General features: G+C 55.4%; 9 protein-coding genes. 6 read left to right on the forward strand and 3 right to left on the reverse strand.

Going from position 1 to position 17,018, the window contains the following annotated elements; all coding sequences use genetic code 11:
* Positions 1–20 precede the first annotated feature (20 nt).
* Positions 21–245 carry a hypothetical protein gene (locus AWR27_RS12000; protein WP_077131393.1) on the forward strand — a complete coding sequence of 75 codons (225 nt, stop codon included), beginning with the start codon at positions 21–23 and terminating at the stop codon, positions 243–245.
* The gene (locus AWR27_RS12005) at positions 242–550 is read left to right on the forward strand and encodes a type II toxin-antitoxin system RelE/ParE family toxin (RefSeq protein WP_077131394.1); all 309 of its coding nucleotides are present in this window, start codon (positions 242–244) and stop codon (positions 548–550) included. Before AWR27_RS12000 ends, AWR27_RS12005 begins: the two co-directional genes overlap by 4 nt.
* 11 nt (positions 551–561) lie before the next feature.
* Here the strand turns inward: AWR27_RS12005 and AWR27_RS12010 are convergent, their stop codons facing one another.
* The gene (locus AWR27_RS12010; protein WP_077133950.1) at positions 562–1,929 is read right to left on the reverse strand and encodes a sigma-54-dependent transcriptional regulator; all 1,368 of its coding nucleotides are present in this window, start codon (positions 1,927–1,929) and stop codon (positions 562–564) included.
* 50 nt (positions 1,930–1,979) lie between these two features.
* Positions 1,980–5,795 (reverse strand): RICIN domain-containing protein, encoded by a 3,816-nt coding sequence (locus tag AWR27_RS12015; protein ID WP_083732827.1) that lies wholly within the window; start codon positions 5,793–5,795, stop codon positions 1,980–1,982.
* 185 nt (positions 5,796–5,980) lie between these two features.
* Here AWR27_RS12015 and AWR27_RS12020 point away from each other — a divergent pair, with 185 nt between their 5' ends.
* Entirely contained in the window at positions 5,981–7,771 is a 1,791-nt protein-coding gene (locus AWR27_RS12020) for an ArnT family glycosyltransferase (protein WP_077131395.1), read from the forward strand.
* On the opposite strand, the gene AWR27_RS12025 is transcribed toward AWR27_RS12020, so the two are convergent.
* The gene (locus tag AWR27_RS12025) at positions 7,760–11,287 is read right to left on the reverse strand and encodes a VCBS repeat-containing protein (protein ID WP_198045132.1); all 3,528 of its coding nucleotides are present in this window, start codon (positions 11,285–11,287) and stop codon (positions 7,760–7,762) included. The genes AWR27_RS12020 and AWR27_RS12025 overlap by 12 nt on opposite strands.
* A 192-nt stretch (positions 11,288–11,479) precedes the next feature.
* Between AWR27_RS12025 and AWR27_RS12030 the strand changes: the two genes are divergently transcribed.
* The 3 genes from AWR27_RS12030 (at position 11,480) to AWR27_RS12040 (ending at position 16,972) form a co-directional block, all read left to right on the forward strand.
* Positions 11,480–12,079, forward strand: coding sequence for an RNA polymerase sigma factor (locus tag AWR27_RS12030; protein ID WP_077131397.1), 600 nt, complete (start codon positions 11,480–11,482; stop codon positions 12,077–12,079).
* Between the two features lie 276 nt (positions 12,080–12,355).
* Complete coding sequence (locus tag AWR27_RS12035) at positions 12,356–13,399, forward strand: FecR family protein (protein ID WP_077131398.1); 1,044 nt, start codon at positions 12,356–12,358, stop codon at positions 13,397–13,399.
* A 156-nt stretch (positions 13,400–13,555) separates the two neighbouring features.
* Positions 13,556–16,972, forward strand: a complete 3,417-nt coding sequence (locus AWR27_RS12040; protein WP_077131399.1) for a SusC/RagA family TonB-linked outer membrane protein — start codon at positions 13,556–13,558, stop codon at positions 16,970–16,972.
* Positions 16,973–17,018: the final 46 nt, after the last annotated feature.

Here is a 17,018-nt window from a genome sequence, read left to right on the forward strand (position 1 = left end):
TTTGGTTAAAATACCGAGTTATGAAAACAATAGAGGTGACGGTTTTAGCCGACAACGACGAGGCTTTTGTTGTGAATATTCTAAATGCGCTGGCGCAACGACAATTGATTGAGTTTGACCTCATCGAGTCGTTTCCAGCCGAAGGACCCATGCTCACAGATGATGAATTAACGAATCGCTTACAAAAAGCCGAGACCGGAAAAACTTATTCATACGAAGAAGCCCTTCGCCGGTTAAACCTATGACTGTCAATAACTGGGAGTTACTTTATTCCGACAATTTTCTTGAGGAATTAGCCGCCATTCAACAATACGTTAGCCAATTTTCCAGTGTTCGCGCCCGTAAACTTACAAGTGGTATAATGAGTTTTACCGTCAATAAGATACCACTAAATCCACATGCTTATGTCGAGTACACAATCATGAAAACACCAGACGCTATCTACCGACGCGCTTTGTATAAACATGATTATGCAATTGTCTACAAAATTCAGATGGATTCGCTTCTCTTTCTGGACGTATATCATACCAGCCGAAATAAAGATGTTTGAGCGTGGTATTTCTACAACCCATACTTTTCCAGCCGCCGATACAACGCCTGCCGGGATAGGCCCAACTCCCGCGCTACGTCGGTAATGCTGCCTTTGTGTTTTTGCATAGCCTGCTGAATGGCAACGCGTTCCATGTCTTCCAACTGCATCGTTTGCTGAACCGGCGACGTACCATTGGTCGGGCTGTCGGTTTTGCGAAACACAAAATCTCCCGGTTCGAGTACTGTGCCTGCGGCCAGAATAACGGCCCGTTCAACGGCGTGCTGCAACTCGCGGACGTTGCCCGGCCAGTTGTATTGTTTCATCTCGGTCAGCAGGGCCGGACTCAGGCCAGTTACAGGCCGGTTGTATTGCTTAGCGTATTTTTTCAGAAAATGTTCGGCCAGCGGTTTCAGGTCGTCGGGGCGTTGGCGCAGGGGCGGCAGAGCCAGTTCGATGGTGTTGATCCGATACAGCAAATCCTGCCGAAATCGAAGCGTAGCAACCCGCTCGGCCAGGTCGGCATTGGTGGCGCAAATCAACCGCACGTCGATAGTTCGGGCTTTGTTGCTGCCTACACGCGTCACCTGCCGTTGTTGTAGCACCGTGAGCAGCCGGGCCTGTTGTGCCAGTGTCAGGTTGCCGATTTCGTCTAAAAAAATAGTGCCGCCATTGGCTTCTTCAAACCGCCCGGCGCGGTCGTCGCGGGCGTCGGTAAAAGCTCCCTTTACATGACCGAATAACTCGCTTTCAAACAAACTTTCGGTCAGCGCACCCACGTCGACCGACACAAACGGTTTATCGCGCCGGTTCGACTGTTCATGAATAGCTCGCGCCACGAGGTCTTTTCCCGTGCCGTTTTCGCCCAGAATCAGCACGTTAGCGTCGGTAGGTGCCACCCGCGCCACCGTGTCGAGAATGGGGCGCATGGCCGAACCAATGAGCGAAAGAGTGATAGAATGATTGGCTGATTGACTGCTATTCCCCCGCTTCGTTGTTCCTGTTTCATCTAATCTGGTTCGACCGACTACGGCTCCCCGGACGGTTTCCACAAACTTGTCGTTCTGCCAGGGTTTCAGCACGAAATCGGCAGCACCGGCTTTCATAGCCCGAACGGCCATTTCCACGTCGCCATAAGCCGTAAACAGCACCACGCGGGCCTGCGGATCGATGTCGAGAATACGTTCGAGCCAGGCAAATCCTTCGCGCCCACTGCTTACGTCACGCTCGAAGTTCATGTCGAGTACAATGGCGTCGTAGCGGTTATTATTGAGCAGAAATGGTAGTTTTTCGGGGTTCTTTTCAATGTCGACCGAACCGGCGTGTCGTTTCAAAAGCAGCCGGGCGGCCAGCAGCACGTCGGGGTCGTCGTCAACGATGAGGAGTTTTGCATCTTGCATATCCTCAAAGATAACCGACGACCCCAAAAGTTGCACATCCTGTTGTAGCACTACCGGCTGATGAGCAACCGGCGGACTACGCGCTCCTGCCCGTTTGTCTCGATGTCAATCAAATACAAACCACTATTCAGGTGCGACACCGTCAGGCGATACGGCTGATTGTCAGGCTCGTTCACATCGGCTTGCTGAACCACTTTGCCAGCAGCATCGGTCAGACTCAGGCGAACGGGTTGCCCCTGCGCGGCCCGCAAATCAACATCGACGTATTGCTGCGCCGGGTTCGGAAAAACACGAAACGCCTGTTCGGTATCAAAAAACAGATCGTTTACCGATGCCAGATCGCCTACCCGCGCACCCGACAGGCAACCCACCGGTTCAATACGCCATTGCTGCGCCACGGTGCCATTCGGCATGTATTGAATGATGGGAATGCCTTCACCCGTTTCGCCGTTGCGAACATCGAGCATTTTCTGCGAATGCCGGGCCATGAGCGTGTAAAATCCATCGGCGTTAATTTGCGGTCGCCATTCCTGGTTTGTGCCGCTGTGAACGGGCCATTGAATAACCGTAGCCCAGTCGGCAGTGCTGGCCGCATTCACGTCAGCAGCTTTGCCCGAATGCACGGCCACTAATCGATAAAAACCGCTGCTGGTAGCTCTGAGTCGCCATTGCTGCCAGGCTTTATTGCTGTTAGTACGCTGCACCAATGCGGCTCCATTGCCGGTTGAGCCGTTGTTTACTTCGAGCACTTTCCCACTGACGCGGGCCGTGAGCCGATAACAGGTAGTGGCGTTGAAAACAAGCGAGTTCGAGGTGGGCGGGGCGGTTGTGGTGCAGCCTACTTCGTCGATGGTCCACTGCTGCGCCGACGTGCCGTTGGCCGTAAACTGCACCATTGCGGCTCCATCGGCGGTGCTATTGTTCTGTACCTGAAGGGCTTTGGCCGAATGCCGGGCAATCAGGCTGAAATACCCCTGATTATCGCCCTGTACTTTCCATTGCTGGTTTGCGTTCTGGTGCGGTGTCCACTGAATAATAGCCGCGCCGTCGCTGGTGCTGGCTCCGTTCACGTCTAATGCTTTGCCCGAATGCAGGGCCGTGAGCCGGTAAAACTGACTGCCCATATCCTGAAATTTCCACTGCTGCCAGGTTCTGGTGGCATACGTGCGCTGCCGCACAACGGCTCCGTCGGTGGTAGCTCCATTGTCGACTTCCAACGCCCGGCCACTGACGCGGGCCGTGAGCCGGTAGCATTTGGCGGGGTCGGGCACAAACGTCGGTACAGGCGGTGGCGGTGGGGGCGGTGGTGGAGTGGACGCGACGGGCGTGGTGCTGGTTTCGGTGCCGCCATTCCAGGCTGTTCCTTTCAGAGTGTACGCCCGAAAATAGTACGTTTTGCCATTGGTCAGGCCCGTTACCGTAACCGACGTACCCGTACCCCGATACACCACTTTGCCGCCTTCCTGTGCCGTTCCCGACCCGCCAAAATTGGCATCAGCTACGAAGTTAGTGCCGCTGGGTTTGTCTAAAAAACCACTGCCTTCTTTGGCGACAAGCATAATCTGATCGAAGGAAACCGCCGGATTCGTCCACGATACCGAAGCCGCCCGGTCCTGCGGAGTTGCCTTCAGATTAGCGACGGATAAATTACCCGACGAACAATCGGGGTTTATTCGCACCGAATCGCTGGCCGTTAATCCACCCTGGTCTGTAACTGTCAGTTTGATGACATAATAATACGTTTCGCCATCGCAACCTACGGGCGAGAGCGTCACCGTAGGCGATGTGTTGGTCAGTATAGGTTCGCGGTGTTCGTGGTTGTTGTGCCGCAAAGTCACCTGCCAGGCATAGGCAAGGCCGGTGGCATCGTCGTCGGTCACGGTGGCTGCGAGCGTGTACTGACTCTCGCGGTCGAGCGGGTAGGCACTGTTGTTGGCGGGGCTGGTGATTCTCACGACCGGCACGGCGTTGTTGACCGATACCGTTACCTGCTCCTGTGCCGTAAGCCCGCGCCCGTCGGATACGGTCAGCTTCACGGTAAAGCCGCGTGCGGTGGCCGACGTAAACGTTTTTACGGGATTTGCCTGGGTGCTGGTAGTACCATCGCCGAAATCCCAGAGGTACGTCAGCACGTCGCCATCGGGATCGGTCGAGGCATCGCCTTTGAAATTGACGGTCAGGGGCGAGTTGCCGGTCAGCTTATCGGCCACGATAGCCGCTACGGGCGGGCGGTTGCCGCCGTAACTAATCCGCATAATCTCACCCGAATTGATGTTGACATAATACAGCGACTCGTCAAGGGCATTGTATTCGATGTCGATAATCCCCCTGCCAAAGCCGTTCGGGGCAAAATCACGCACCTGCGTTACGCCGTTTGGCCCGAGCGTAGCGGCCCGAATCCAGTTGGCTCCGTAGTCGGCAAAATAATACGCATTTCGGTAGCCATCGGGGTAGCGGGTGCCGGTATAGCAGGCACCCGCCGTAGCGCAGTTGCCGCGAAACGAATTGCCCGGAACAGCCGCGCCCACGCTGCCGAGCGTTGTGGCAGTAGCCGTATTGCCGCTGAAGGTGGGGTAACGGGCTACGTCGGCCCCGTGTTTCCAGTCGAGGGCGGGTCGGCTATGGAAATAGCGTCGCTGCGGGCCGGGCAGCGGCTGCTGCGAGCAGGGATTCAACGCGCTGAGTGTGCCCTGTGCTTCGTTTTGCGCCTGTTTGAGCAAATCCTGAAACGTCAGAAACGGCTTGTTGCAGGTATTGGCGGGATTCGGTTCATCGAGATTCTGGAGCGTTTGCGCGGCCTGCATGTAGCCCGAATGCGGGTCTAAGCCCTCGAACATGGGCCAACCGGCATTTTCGGCGGGGCGGCTGATACGGTGAAAATCTTCCCACACGTTCCAGCCTACGTCGCCCACGAGCAGTGTGCCGGGATTGGCATCGGCGGGGTTCGTGCTGCCCGTATTTGGTTCGAGGGCCATTCGGCACGGATTGCGGAACCCCAGCGACCACACCCGCGACTGCGCCGAGCGGGCATTTCCAGTGTCGAAAAACGGGTTATTCGAAACGCCATCGCCCGTTTCGGGGTCGAGCCGCAGAATTTTGCCGCAGAGCGAACCCGTCATCTGCGACCGAAATGCGCCCACGTTTTCATTGGCCCGCATGATACCGTCGTCGATGGCCTGCTGGAAATACGTTTCGGTAGCACTACCCTTGTCGGTGCTGGCGTAGCTGGCATTGTCGCCGGTCGAGACGAGCAGCGTACCATCGCGCCCAAACAGCACCGTTCCGCCCGCGTGCGATTCGTGGGTGAGCGGAACGCCCGTGCTGCGGCTTTCGCCCAGCAGCACGAAGCGGCTGGCCGGGTCGGCAGTCAGCACATTACTGGCGGTGTTGACCCGGTAGCGCGTCAGGCGGCTGATGGTGGCGGCAAAATACTGGTTCGTTGCTGGATTGTACTGGGCCGTTCCGGCATTGAACAGGTGGTGCCGATCAACGACATAGAACAGATAAATCCGGCCATTCTGGGCAAAATTCGGGTCGAGACACAGACTGAGCAGCCCAAAATCGCGCCAGTTACCGACCTCGTCGCTGATGTCGAGTACGGGGGTCGACTGCCGAACATATTGTGAGCCGTTCCAGACAGAAACCCAAACCCGCCCTGCTTTATCCCAGACGAATAGCTGTCGGCTGTCGGTAGAAAACACCACGCCCATTGGGGTAGTGTAGCCATTTTGCACAACGGAATTATTGAATCCGGTGGGCAACGTCTGGGCGAAGAGAGACGTAGCAAAGAGGGCTACGGCAAACAAAACGCCATAGCTTTTCAGGCACCGCCGGATTAGCCCAGCGGTTGAGGGTGTGGTAGACATTTGGTCAAATAGTGTAGTTTATGGGTTAGCTATCGAGGATAAAGCCCTGACAATGAGTCTTGTTTTTTAGACCTTTTGTCAATGCACCGTCACCTACCGCTTAGTAAATAAGCCATTCGCACGGAAGAGTGAATAGAAATGGTTTGTTTTGCAAAGCCGTTGGCGGCTGCGTCGTCTACCTATTCATGACCGAACTTACTCAACCCTCTCCCCTGCCCCATCGCTGGTTTGCGGCCCTCGTCGCCGTCGGGATTCTTATCAATGCAACCGGTCTGTTTCCGCCCATCATGGAACCCGACGGGGCATTGTACGCCTGCATTGCCAAAACAATGGCGCAGTCGAACGATTTCGTGAACCTCTACGCCGTTGGCACCGACTGGCTCGACAAGCCGCACTTTCCGTTCTGGATGGTCGCGCTGAGTTTTAAGCTATTTGGCATCAACACGTTCGCCTACAAACTACCGGCCCTGCTGTTTTTTCTGATGGGTGTTTGGTACACATACCGGTTTGCCCGGCTTCTGTACCCGAAGGTCGTAGCGCAGGTGGCCGTGCTGGTACTGCTTACGGCCTTCCACGGCGTACTGTCCAACGCCGACGTTCGGGCCGAGCCGTATCTGATGGGGCTGATTATCGGAGCCGTATATCATTTCTGGCGATTGACCCCACCCCAACCCCTCCCCTTGAAAAAAGGGGAGGGGCTCAAACCATGCCGCCCTGTAAGCCCCTCCCCTTTTTTCAAGGGGAGGGGTTGGGGTGGGGTAGACCTCCTCCTCGGCTCTTTCCTGACTGGCTGCGCGCTGATGACTAAAGGCGTTTTTGTGCTGGTGCCTATCGGGGCGGGATTGGTGCTGCACTGGCTCCTGACGGGTCAATGGCGCGAGTTGCTGAAACCACGCTGGTATGTAGCCGTAGTCTTGTCGTTTGTTTTTACGCTGCCCGAAGTGTATTGCCTGTATCAGCAATTCAATTTGCACCCCGAGAAGATCGTGTTCGGCAAAACGGGCGTTTCGGGTATAAAATTCTTTTTCTGGGATAGTCAGTTCGGGCGATTTTTCAATACCGGCCCCATCAAAGGCGAAGGCGACAAACTGTTTTTCGTACATACGACGCTATGGGCGTTTCTGCCGTGGTCGCTGCCGTTGTACGCGGGCGTAGGCAAGGCCGTGATGCAGTTGTTCCGGCGGTTTACGGGCAAATCGCACCAACCGCTCCCCGAATATGTGTCGCTGGGGTCGGGGCTGGCAACGTTCGCGCTGTTCTCGCTGTCGGGCTTTCAACTGCCGCACTATATGAACATTGTGTTTCCATTTTTTGCAATTCTGACGGCACAGTTTCTGGTGGGTCTTTCGCCAAAAAATCTGCGTCGATGGACAGTCGGGCAGAGCGTTATCGCCGGTTTGCTGGTGGTGCTGACAGTGGGTTTGATACTGGTTGTTCGGCCCGCCGGGATGAGTCTGGCAATTGGCTGGGTTGCCGTTGTTTCGCTGCTGACGCTGATGCTGTTCCGGCAAGCCGACCTATCAACGCTGACGGGTCGCCTGACGGGGGCAATGGCCGTATTTTTCGGCATCCTGAATCTGTTTTTATACCCTGCGTTTTTACAATATCAGGCCGGTATGACAGCCGCCCGCTACGTGAACGAGCAGCCTGATCTGGTCCAGCAACCCGTTTGGCTGTACCTGCCCGGCACAGGCGTTGGGGGGGGTAGTTTCTGGTCATACGAGTTTTACGCCACTGGCCCAACGGCTTACGTGCGTTCTGATTCGGCCCTGCGCCAACGGCTTCAGCGCGGCCCCATAATGGTGTTCACCGAAGGCGTTTACGCCGATTCGCTCGTAAGCCGGGGCTTTGGGCTGCGTCGGCTGGCTGCGTTTCCGTTCTTCCATGTCAGCACCCTTACCGGCGATTTCCTGAACCCCGACACCCGCCCCAAAACGCTGGAACCGTATGTACTGGCGGAGGTATCACCGCGATGACTGACTCAGGTAGCCCGAGCCGTGATAGAACTCGACGCGCTGGGTTTTGCCGTTGGGTTGTTTCACCAGGCGGTGTGTTTCGCCGGGTTTGGCGGGTTGTGGACGAATGGGGTTAACTGGGCGAATGAGTTGCAGGGGGCCGTTGTTGTTTGCCACCAGATACAGCAATTCCTGCCCGGTCGAGAGGGCCGCGAAAGCTTTGGCATCGCGGTCAATGGCAAGCCCGGCATCGGCAGGCATCACGGGCCGGAAGTTGCCCCGGCCATCGCCCAGCAGCAGGCACCCACGCCCGGCATCGTACCAGCCCGTATAGGTTTCCGGCGCGTAGGAGTTACCCACCAACAACGCATCGGGCAACCCATCGGCGTTGAAATCGCCGGTTTGCATACCGAACACGGGCGATAGTTGCGCCAGCGTCGGCAACGGGCGAATAGCAAACTCACCGTTGCCTTTGTTCTCAATATAGCAACTCCGTAACTCAGTTGCGCTCAACATAGTAGCCCCTTCTGTATTGTCAGAGAAAGCATCGTCAAAAGACTGCCGGGCGTATTGCTGGTAGCTGGTAAATCGTTTGCGCGAGAGCGTCGGCATCTGATCGTTGAGCAGATCGCGGATGGGTACAATATGCTCTTTCCCCTGGAGATACTGCGTCAGAATGGGGTCAAGCTGGCCGTTTCCGTCGAAATCTTTGGCATACACGCGAAGCGGCTCATCAGACGAAACGCGGTAGCGGGTGTTAAGGCCCAGATTACCCGCGATGTAATCCACATCACCGTCCTGATCGAAGTCGGCTCCGGTGAGGGAGTTCCAGAGACCTTTGTATTGACTAAGTGACTGATTGACTGATTGAACGAGCCGCCCGCGTTCGTTTGTGAAGACGGTGATGGGCATAAACTCGCCCGCCAGCATCAGGTCAGGGTCGTTGTCGTTATCGAAGTCGGTCCAGAGGGCCGCACAGGTCATGCCTACGTAGCGCAGGCCCGGCGCGAGTTGGTCGGTCACGTCAGTAAACCGTTTCCCATCGTTTCGCAACAGGTAAGACCTCGGAGCCAGCGGGTACTGCCCCACTTTCACGCGCCCGGCCCGGAACAAATCCAGATCGCCATCACCGTCAAAATCAGCCGCCACCACGCACGACCCCGACGATGTAGTGGGCGGTAAAACGCCTTCGGCGCGGGTCAGTTTTCCCGTGCCATCGTTAAGATAAAGCCGGTCCTGATAGATGCCGCTGCTGTCGGGCAACCGGCTGCCGCCACTGACCACGTACAAATCCTGATCGCCATCGCCGTCGGCATCGAAAAACAGCGACCCCATGTCTTCGAGGTCGTTGGCCCCCTGTACGCGTTGAGCAAACTGACCGGGTTTGGTTTGCAGAAACAGGCTGCGAACCTGCCCAGCATCGGCCCCCACAAACACGTCGTCCAAACCGTTCCCATCAGCGTCGGCAATAGCAATGGCGGGGCTGTTTTTGGCATAGACCTGCGGCAGCAACGGCGTTCGCTCCAAATCGTTGAGTGGGGCCTCCTCGTGCCGGAAGGTCAGGCCCGCAGAAGCGGCATCAGCCGTTGAAAATAACGGGGCTACAGCCGCCGGAACTACCGAAAACGCGCTGGCATTCGGCTTGTACACGATTTCATGCATCCGATCAGCCGGAAGTTGGCCCACCCGCTGATACGCGCCATCGGCCCAGCGAATTTCGACCGTTGCCGCCGTATGTTTACCCAGCCCGACATGCACAAACGGCTCCACCGACGATGCGTAGCCCCGAACCGGATGCACGGCCACCGCCTGTGTTTGCCCGTCGGGTGTTCTGACGCGCACTTCGGCCCCCAGTCCGTGTGCATCGGCGGGCAGGTGCAACCGGAGCGCGTGATTCGCTATCGGCTGGCCGGGCCGGTTGGTTTCGTTGCGGTACAGCCCTGCTTCGCTGTCCATATTATTGATTATCAGGTCCAGATCGCCGTCGTTATCCAGGTCGGCGTAGGCCGCGCCGTTGGAGAACGTTTTCTCGCCAAAACCCCAGTTTTCCGACTCATCGGCAAAGGTCAGTTCGCCACCCGGCTCGCCCGAGCGGTTGCGGAACATATAGTTGTGCAGCTTAATTTCGGGCAGTTTGTAAAGCTCCGCCAGCGTCTGCCTGCGCGACGATTGCGCCGGGTTGCCAAAGCTCGCGGCCTGACTGTTCAGGTAAGCTACGTAATCGAGGTTGGTAATGTCGCGCCGGTAGCCGTTGGTCACGAATAAGTCTTTATAGCCATCGTTGTCGAAATCAGCCAGTAGCGGTGCCCAACTCCAGTCGGTGCGGAACACACCAGCCAGTTGCCCGATTTCAGAGAATCGCTCCTGACCCATGTTCAGTTGCAACGTATTGCGCACATACTCATCCTGATAACCCTGCTGCCGGGCGAGGTGAAAAAATTCCCAGTTGGTTTTGATGAGCATCATTTTCTGCCGTTCGTTGGTTTCCGGGAGCATGTCTACCACCATCACGTCGGGCCGAGTATCGTTGTTAACATCCTGAATGTCAACACCCATACTGTTGTAGCTGGTATGTTTGAAATAGTCGCGGGAACGGTCCGTAAAATGGCCGTTGCGGTCGTTGACATACACTACGTCGTTCGACAGAAAATCGTTGGCACAATAGACGTCGGGCCAGCCATCCTGATTGATATCGGCCACGGTCAGGCCCAGCCCGTAGCCCTCGGCCAGAATGCCGGCCTCGCGGGAAACGTCAGTAAAGCGTGTAACGCGGCTGGAAAGCCGCCGGTTTTTGTTGCTGACTGGCGGCTTTCCAGCCGCGTTACTTGTCTCATTCCGGTACAGCCGATCCGTGCTTGGCCCTTCGCCGTTCAGGCGTTTGGGGCGGATGGTGTTGCGACCTGTGCGTTCTACAGCGTTATTCAGGACGTAACAATCCAGATCACCGTCGCGGTCGTAGTCGAAAAATGCGGCCTGGGTGTTCATGCCGCTGTCGTCAAGGCCATAGTCACGGGCCATCTCCCGAAACGTCGGCACATCCCCCACTCCCTTGCCCTTACCTCTTATACCCTCGTTGATAAACAGCAGGTTGTGCCGCATGGCGCGGGCCGTATCGCGTCCGGCCACGCTCACGTAAATGTCGGGCCAGCCATCCTGGTTCACGTCGGCCACGCTCACGCCCGTACACCAGGCTGCGGTGGTTACGCCCGCTTTTTTGGTCACGTCCTCGAACTTGAAGGCGTCTTTACCCGGCTCCGTCCTGTTCAGATACAGGCGCGACGTAACGTTGTTTCCCGCAAAAAACAGGTCGAGCCGACCGTCGCGGTTGAAATCGCCGACGCCCACGCCCGCACCGTTGTACATCGGGTCGTAGGTATTGGCGTTGAGCGTATCGTTCTCAAACGGCTGCATTTTGTTGTTGAACGTCACGCCCGACTCTGCCCCGCCGATTGGCGTGAAGCGGGCATCCGATGGCTGGTTGGATTGGCAGGCAGCTAAACCCGTTAGTAACACCAATAGTATGGCGCGGTAAATCATACAAAGACGAATCATTCTACCCGTAAAGCAAAAAAATGGCATAATTATCTGTTGCCTATCGCGCCTTAACTACGATCAAGTGGCCGTTAATAGAAAAATCTAAAGAAATAGTAGTAAAAATACGCAGAAAATACCGCAAGTTTGTGGGCAGTTTTTCGTAGCTTTCGTATCAATCCTCGCGTACTATTAACTGTGAACGGTTCATTTAACTACCACAAGGCTACCGACGCCCAAATCTGGGACGACTTTTTACGCGGTAATCAGCTTGCCTATTCGTTCATGTATGAAAAGTACGCTCGCGTGCTGTACAATTATGGTTTTAAGATTGCCCAGAACCGCCAACTTACCGAAGATTGCCTGCAAGACCTGTTTTTGACTATCCTGGAAAGCCGCGAACGGCTTAGCCATACCGACTCGATTAAGTTCTACCTGATGCGGTCGCTCCGGCGCGAAATTGTCCGCAAGCTGAACGCCCAACAACGTTTTTCCGACAATCCCGACCATGAAATCGACTTCAAAGTCGAGTTTTTTTACGAACCCACCTGGCTCGATTCGCAAATCAGCAAAGAACGCTCGGAAGCCGTACTCCGCGAGCTAAACCACCTGCCCGCCCGCCAGAAAGAAGCCCTTTTTTTAAAATTCTTCGACAACCTCAGCTACGAAGAAATTGCGGGCATTATGGGCATCGAAACCACCTCAGCCTACAAAGTCATTTACAAAGCAATTGCCTCTCTTCAGAAACGTATGCCCGTCGATTTGCTGGCAGTACTATTAACGGTGGCAGCAGCGTAGAGACGCAAGATGTTGCGTCTCCTTCCCGGATGGCTCTTCACCGAATGGCGGGTGCGTCTCCTTCCCGGATGGCTCTTCACCGGATGGCAAAGGCTACCGCAGCGTAGAGACGCAACCCTTTGCGTCTCATTTGCCGGATGGCTCTTCACCGGATGGCAAAGGCTGCCGCATCAGGAGACGCAAGATCTTGCGTCTCTACTAAAAATTTTCCTCTTTTTCCGGGGGATAATTCAGTACGCCGTTTCCTCTTGGTGATAAATAACCCGTATCGCCTGCATGAAACAGCCCTACGAACAGTTTAGTGTCCACGATTTTGTACTCGACGATGCCTTCCGCCGATGGGTGTTCGAGCCAAACGAACAGAGCATGACGTTCTGGCACACGTTTATGCTTCAACATCCCGATAAACAGGCCGATCTGGATGAAGCTTCCTCGCTCCTGCTGCACCTTCGGGCCAATTATGACGACCTCACCGACGCCAGTCAGCAACGGATTCAACAGGTGCTCGATCAGGCTGCGGCTGTTCAGCTTGCGCCCGAACCGATCAGTACAACCGTTCGGCCACTTTGGCAACGGCGCGGTTTTGTGTGGCGTATGGCCGCGTCGCTGACGGGCGTTCTGTTGGTGGCTGCATCGGTCTGGTATTGGATGCAGCCGAATGAGCAGTACATAAAAACTGCGTTTGGCGAAAACCGCAGTGTACAGCTACCCGATGGCTCAACGGTATTGCTCAATGGCAACTCTACTCTAACGTTTACCGACGACTGGAATGCCGACGAAACCCGCGAAGTGTGGCTGGAGGGCGAAGGGTTTTTTAAGGTTGCCAAAAAGCAGGCAGCGGGTGGGCGGCTGAAGTTTGTGACGCATACGCCCGGCTTAGACATTACGGTGCTCGGTACGCAGTTCAACGTAAACACCCGGCGTGGCAACACTGCCGTTACGCTGGTAGAAGGCCGTGTTCGGTTGAGCAAACCGGGCGTGACGCAAAGCCGGATTATCGAGATGAAACCCGGTCAGGTTGCCACTACCCAGCCGAGTATCGCCAACGTTGAAGTACGAGACGAAAAACCGCAACTCCACACCGCCTGGACGCAACGGCAGTTTATTTTTGAAAATACCGCCCTGCGCGACATCGCCCAGCAACTAAGCGATACGTACGGCCTCGAACTGGTATTTGAAGACAGCGAATTAGCCGACCGACGATTTACGGGCAACCTCTCCAACGAGAGTCCCGAAACGTTGCTCACTACCCTATCCATCACCTTCGACCTGAGCATCCGGCGCAATGGCAACCGGATATTGCTGCAACGCTCACCGTAGATACCCCCCCCTGTCCCCTCCCCGTTAGGGAGGGGTAAGCCTGAAAAGCTTCGCGCTCCTCACCCCTCCCTAACGGGGAGGGGACGGGGGTGGGGTAAAAGGCAACTGTTCCAGTAAATCGACCAACCAACTAATAGTTTAATACCCTACAGTCAAATGAAAAACACATACATTACTCTCTCGATGCTGGTGGCAGGCATAGGGGTATATGCAGTACCGCAAACAACAGCGGCTCAACTGCTATCCCGCGCCCAGCCCGCCTACGCCAGCACGGCATTTCGGCAGCAGGCGGCTACCGAGCAGCCCGCCACGCCCGCCAGCAGCCGAAGTCAGTCGGGGCGTTCGCTGAAGCGGGTGCTGACCGAACTCGAACGGCGATTCAACGTTAATTTCGCGTATGACGAACAGGCATTGGCCGGTCGGCGGACCGAGCTTGAATTCAATGGATTATCACTCGATCAGGCTCTGACCCAACTGAGTGAATCGCAGGGGTTGCGTTACCGGAAAGTGACCGACAACTTAGTGGCGATTCAGGCGTTGCCAGCAAAAAACGCACTGGCCGGAGCCACGCCACCGGCCCAACTACTCAACGAAACGAACATAATCGAAAGCAGTAACAACCAACAGGTTCGCCGGATCAGCGGCCAGATTACCGACGAAAAAGGGCAGGGCCTGCCCGGTGCCAACATCATTGAAAAAGGCACCACCACCGGCACCACGTCCGATGGCAGCGGTAATTTCGTACTGAACGTGTCGGATGGAGCCACTACGCTCATTATTTCGAGCGTGGGCTATCTGCGACAGGAAATAGCTATCGGCAATCGCACAACCATTAACGTGCAGATGGCCGTTGACGACCGCACCCTCGATGAAGTGGTTGTGGTTTCATATGGCACGGTAAAACGCTCGAACCTGACCGAAGCCGTGAGTATTGTGAATACCGTAGAAGCCAAAAAAGTACAGGCGGCATCGGTAGTTGATCAGATTCAGGGGCGGGCTGCCGGGGTTACGGTGGCCTCAACAGGCGGTGCGCCAGGAGCAACAGCCAGCATTAAAATTCGCGGCTCAAGCACGTTCGGCTCCAAACAAGACCCGATTTATATCATCGACGGGGTCATCATCGAAAGTGCCGGGTCTGATTTTAACCCGAATGACATTGAAACCATTACCATTCTGAAAGATGCGGCTGCCACGGCTCTATATGGCTCACGCGGCATGAACGGAGCCATTGTAATTACTACCAAGCGCGGCAAGGCAGGCAGACCAAGCATCGAATACAGCGGCTACTACGGCGTTCAGAACATTGCCAAACGCCTGCCACTGGCCGGGCGGGAGCAGTACATTCGCACCTGGACGGCAGCCTACCAGAACGCCAAACTGCCGGTGCCTGATTTCGGCGCGGGCGGTTTCAATACTGACTGGCAGGAGGAGCTAATTAAACCCGGAGCCATTACCGATCATAACGTCAGCATTTCGGGCGGGTCGGATAACAACGGCAACAGTTCGAACTACCGCATCTCGGCGGGCTACTTCGATCAGGACGGCACCATCGTTGGGCCACGTTTTCGCCGGTATTCAGGCCGGGTCAATGCGGGCGTGAAGCGTGGTAAGCTCAACATCGGCGAGTCGTTGTATCTGGCTTATGTTGACAGTCGTAATGTGACTGGCCAACCGTTCGATCAGGTTGTGCGAATGCCGCCCACCATTCCGGTATACGATCCCAACAACCTAAGCGGTTTTGGCTACGGCAGTGCCAACAATCCAACTTTTGGCACTAATCCAATTGGGCAGCAGTTGAAAGATGATAACACCAGCAACGGCTACAAAATGCTGGGCAATATTTATGGTGATTACGAACTGTTACCAGGCCTGAACTACCGGCTAAGCCTAAGCTTAGACTTCAGTAATTATCAGAATAAGTTTTTCGCCCGGCCCGGCGCATTGAGCTACAACAGCCCTGCTCCGCCGTTTGGTATTCTCGAGAATACTACCGGACGGTTCTTCAACACGCTTATCGAGAATACGCTGACATACAACAAAACCGTTGGTAAGCATCAGTTCAACGCCCTTTTAGGCTATACACGCCAACGGTTCGACCAGAACGAAGTATTTGCCCGGACCGAAGGTATTGTGGGCGAATTTCAGCAACAGGGTGCTGGTACGCTGAACCCACAAACGCGGGGTTTTGCCCGTATTTCTGGTCTGGTTTCGTATTTGGGTCGACTCAATTATACCTTCGCCGACAAGTACATCATCCAGGGTAACATTCGTCGGGATGCGTCGTCGAACTTCCCAAAAAGTAATCAGGTGGCGTATTTCCCATCGGTATCGGCAGCCTGGAACATTAACCGCGAAGCCTTTATGTCGGGCATTTCGAGCATCAGCAACTTGCAACTGCGGGCCAGCTATGGCTCAGTGGGCAATCAGGCTATTGACCCGTACTCGCTCGACCCCACCATCCAGCCCAACCTGAACTATGTCCTGGGCGGGGGCAACTCGATAGTGGCCGGGGCTACCAACCGCCAGTTGCAAAACTCAAATCTGCGCTGGGAAAGCAAAATCACCACAAACGTGGGCATCGATGCGGCTTTCTTCAGCAACCGCCTGCAAGTAACGGCTGAATATTTCAACTCGCTGTCGAAAGACCTGCTGCTACGCGTACCTATTCCCATCTCGGCGGGCAATCAGGGCGATAATCCTTTCGACAATTTAGGGCAGATTCGGAATCGGGGCGTTGAGCTAAGTTTGACCTATCAAGACAAGAAAGGCGACATCCGCTACAGCGTAAACGGGCAGTTGACCAGCATTCGAAACAAGGTGCTGCAATTGGTACCCACAAACGGCAACCAGCCTATCTTCGGCTACGGGCAAATTACCCGCACAACAGTGGGCGGTGGATTGGGGGAGTTCTTTGTGCTACGACAGGATGGTATTTTCCAGAATCAGGCTGAAATTGACGCGGGCCCGCGCCAGCCCAATGTAACGCCCGGCGACGTGCGCTACCGCGATATCAACGGCGATGGGCGAATTAACAACGATGACCGGCAAGTAGCTGGAACGCCATTCCCGACGCTCGAATACGGTTCCAATATATCGGTTGGCTACAAGAATTTCGAGCTGACGATGTTCCTGCAAGGTGTGTCGGGTAATGTGCTATTTAACCGCAGCCGCAACTGGACCGACCGTTTCGATGACGTGCAAAACGTGCGCTCGGACGTGACCTTCTGGACCGGCCCCGGCACCTCGACTATCACGCCAAAACCAATTAAAAATGACCCAACGCTAAACCCGGCTTTCAATACCGACCGCTGGGTAGAAAGTGGTGCCTATGCCCGTCTGCGCACCCTGCAAGTAGCATATACGTTCTCGTCCGATGCACTGACGCGCATGAAAATGAGTAACGCTCGGGTTTATGTACAAGCGCAGAATTTGTTTACGATTACCAAATATTCAGGTTATAATCCTGACGTTGTAGGTGATAATGGCAATAGCAATTTTATTGCACGGGGTATTGACCAGGGTAACTACCCTGTTGCGCGGGTAATCAGTGTTGGCCTTCAACTTGGTTTTTAAGAAAAATACCCCCAACCCCCTGAAGGGGGCTTCCCATCCGGGTCCG

Origin of the sequence: Spirosoma montaniterrae, from assembly GCF_001988955.1 — a bacterium.
Taxonomy (GTDB): domain Bacteria; phylum Bacteroidota; class Bacteroidia; order Cytophagales; family Spirosomataceae; genus Spirosoma; species Spirosoma montaniterrae.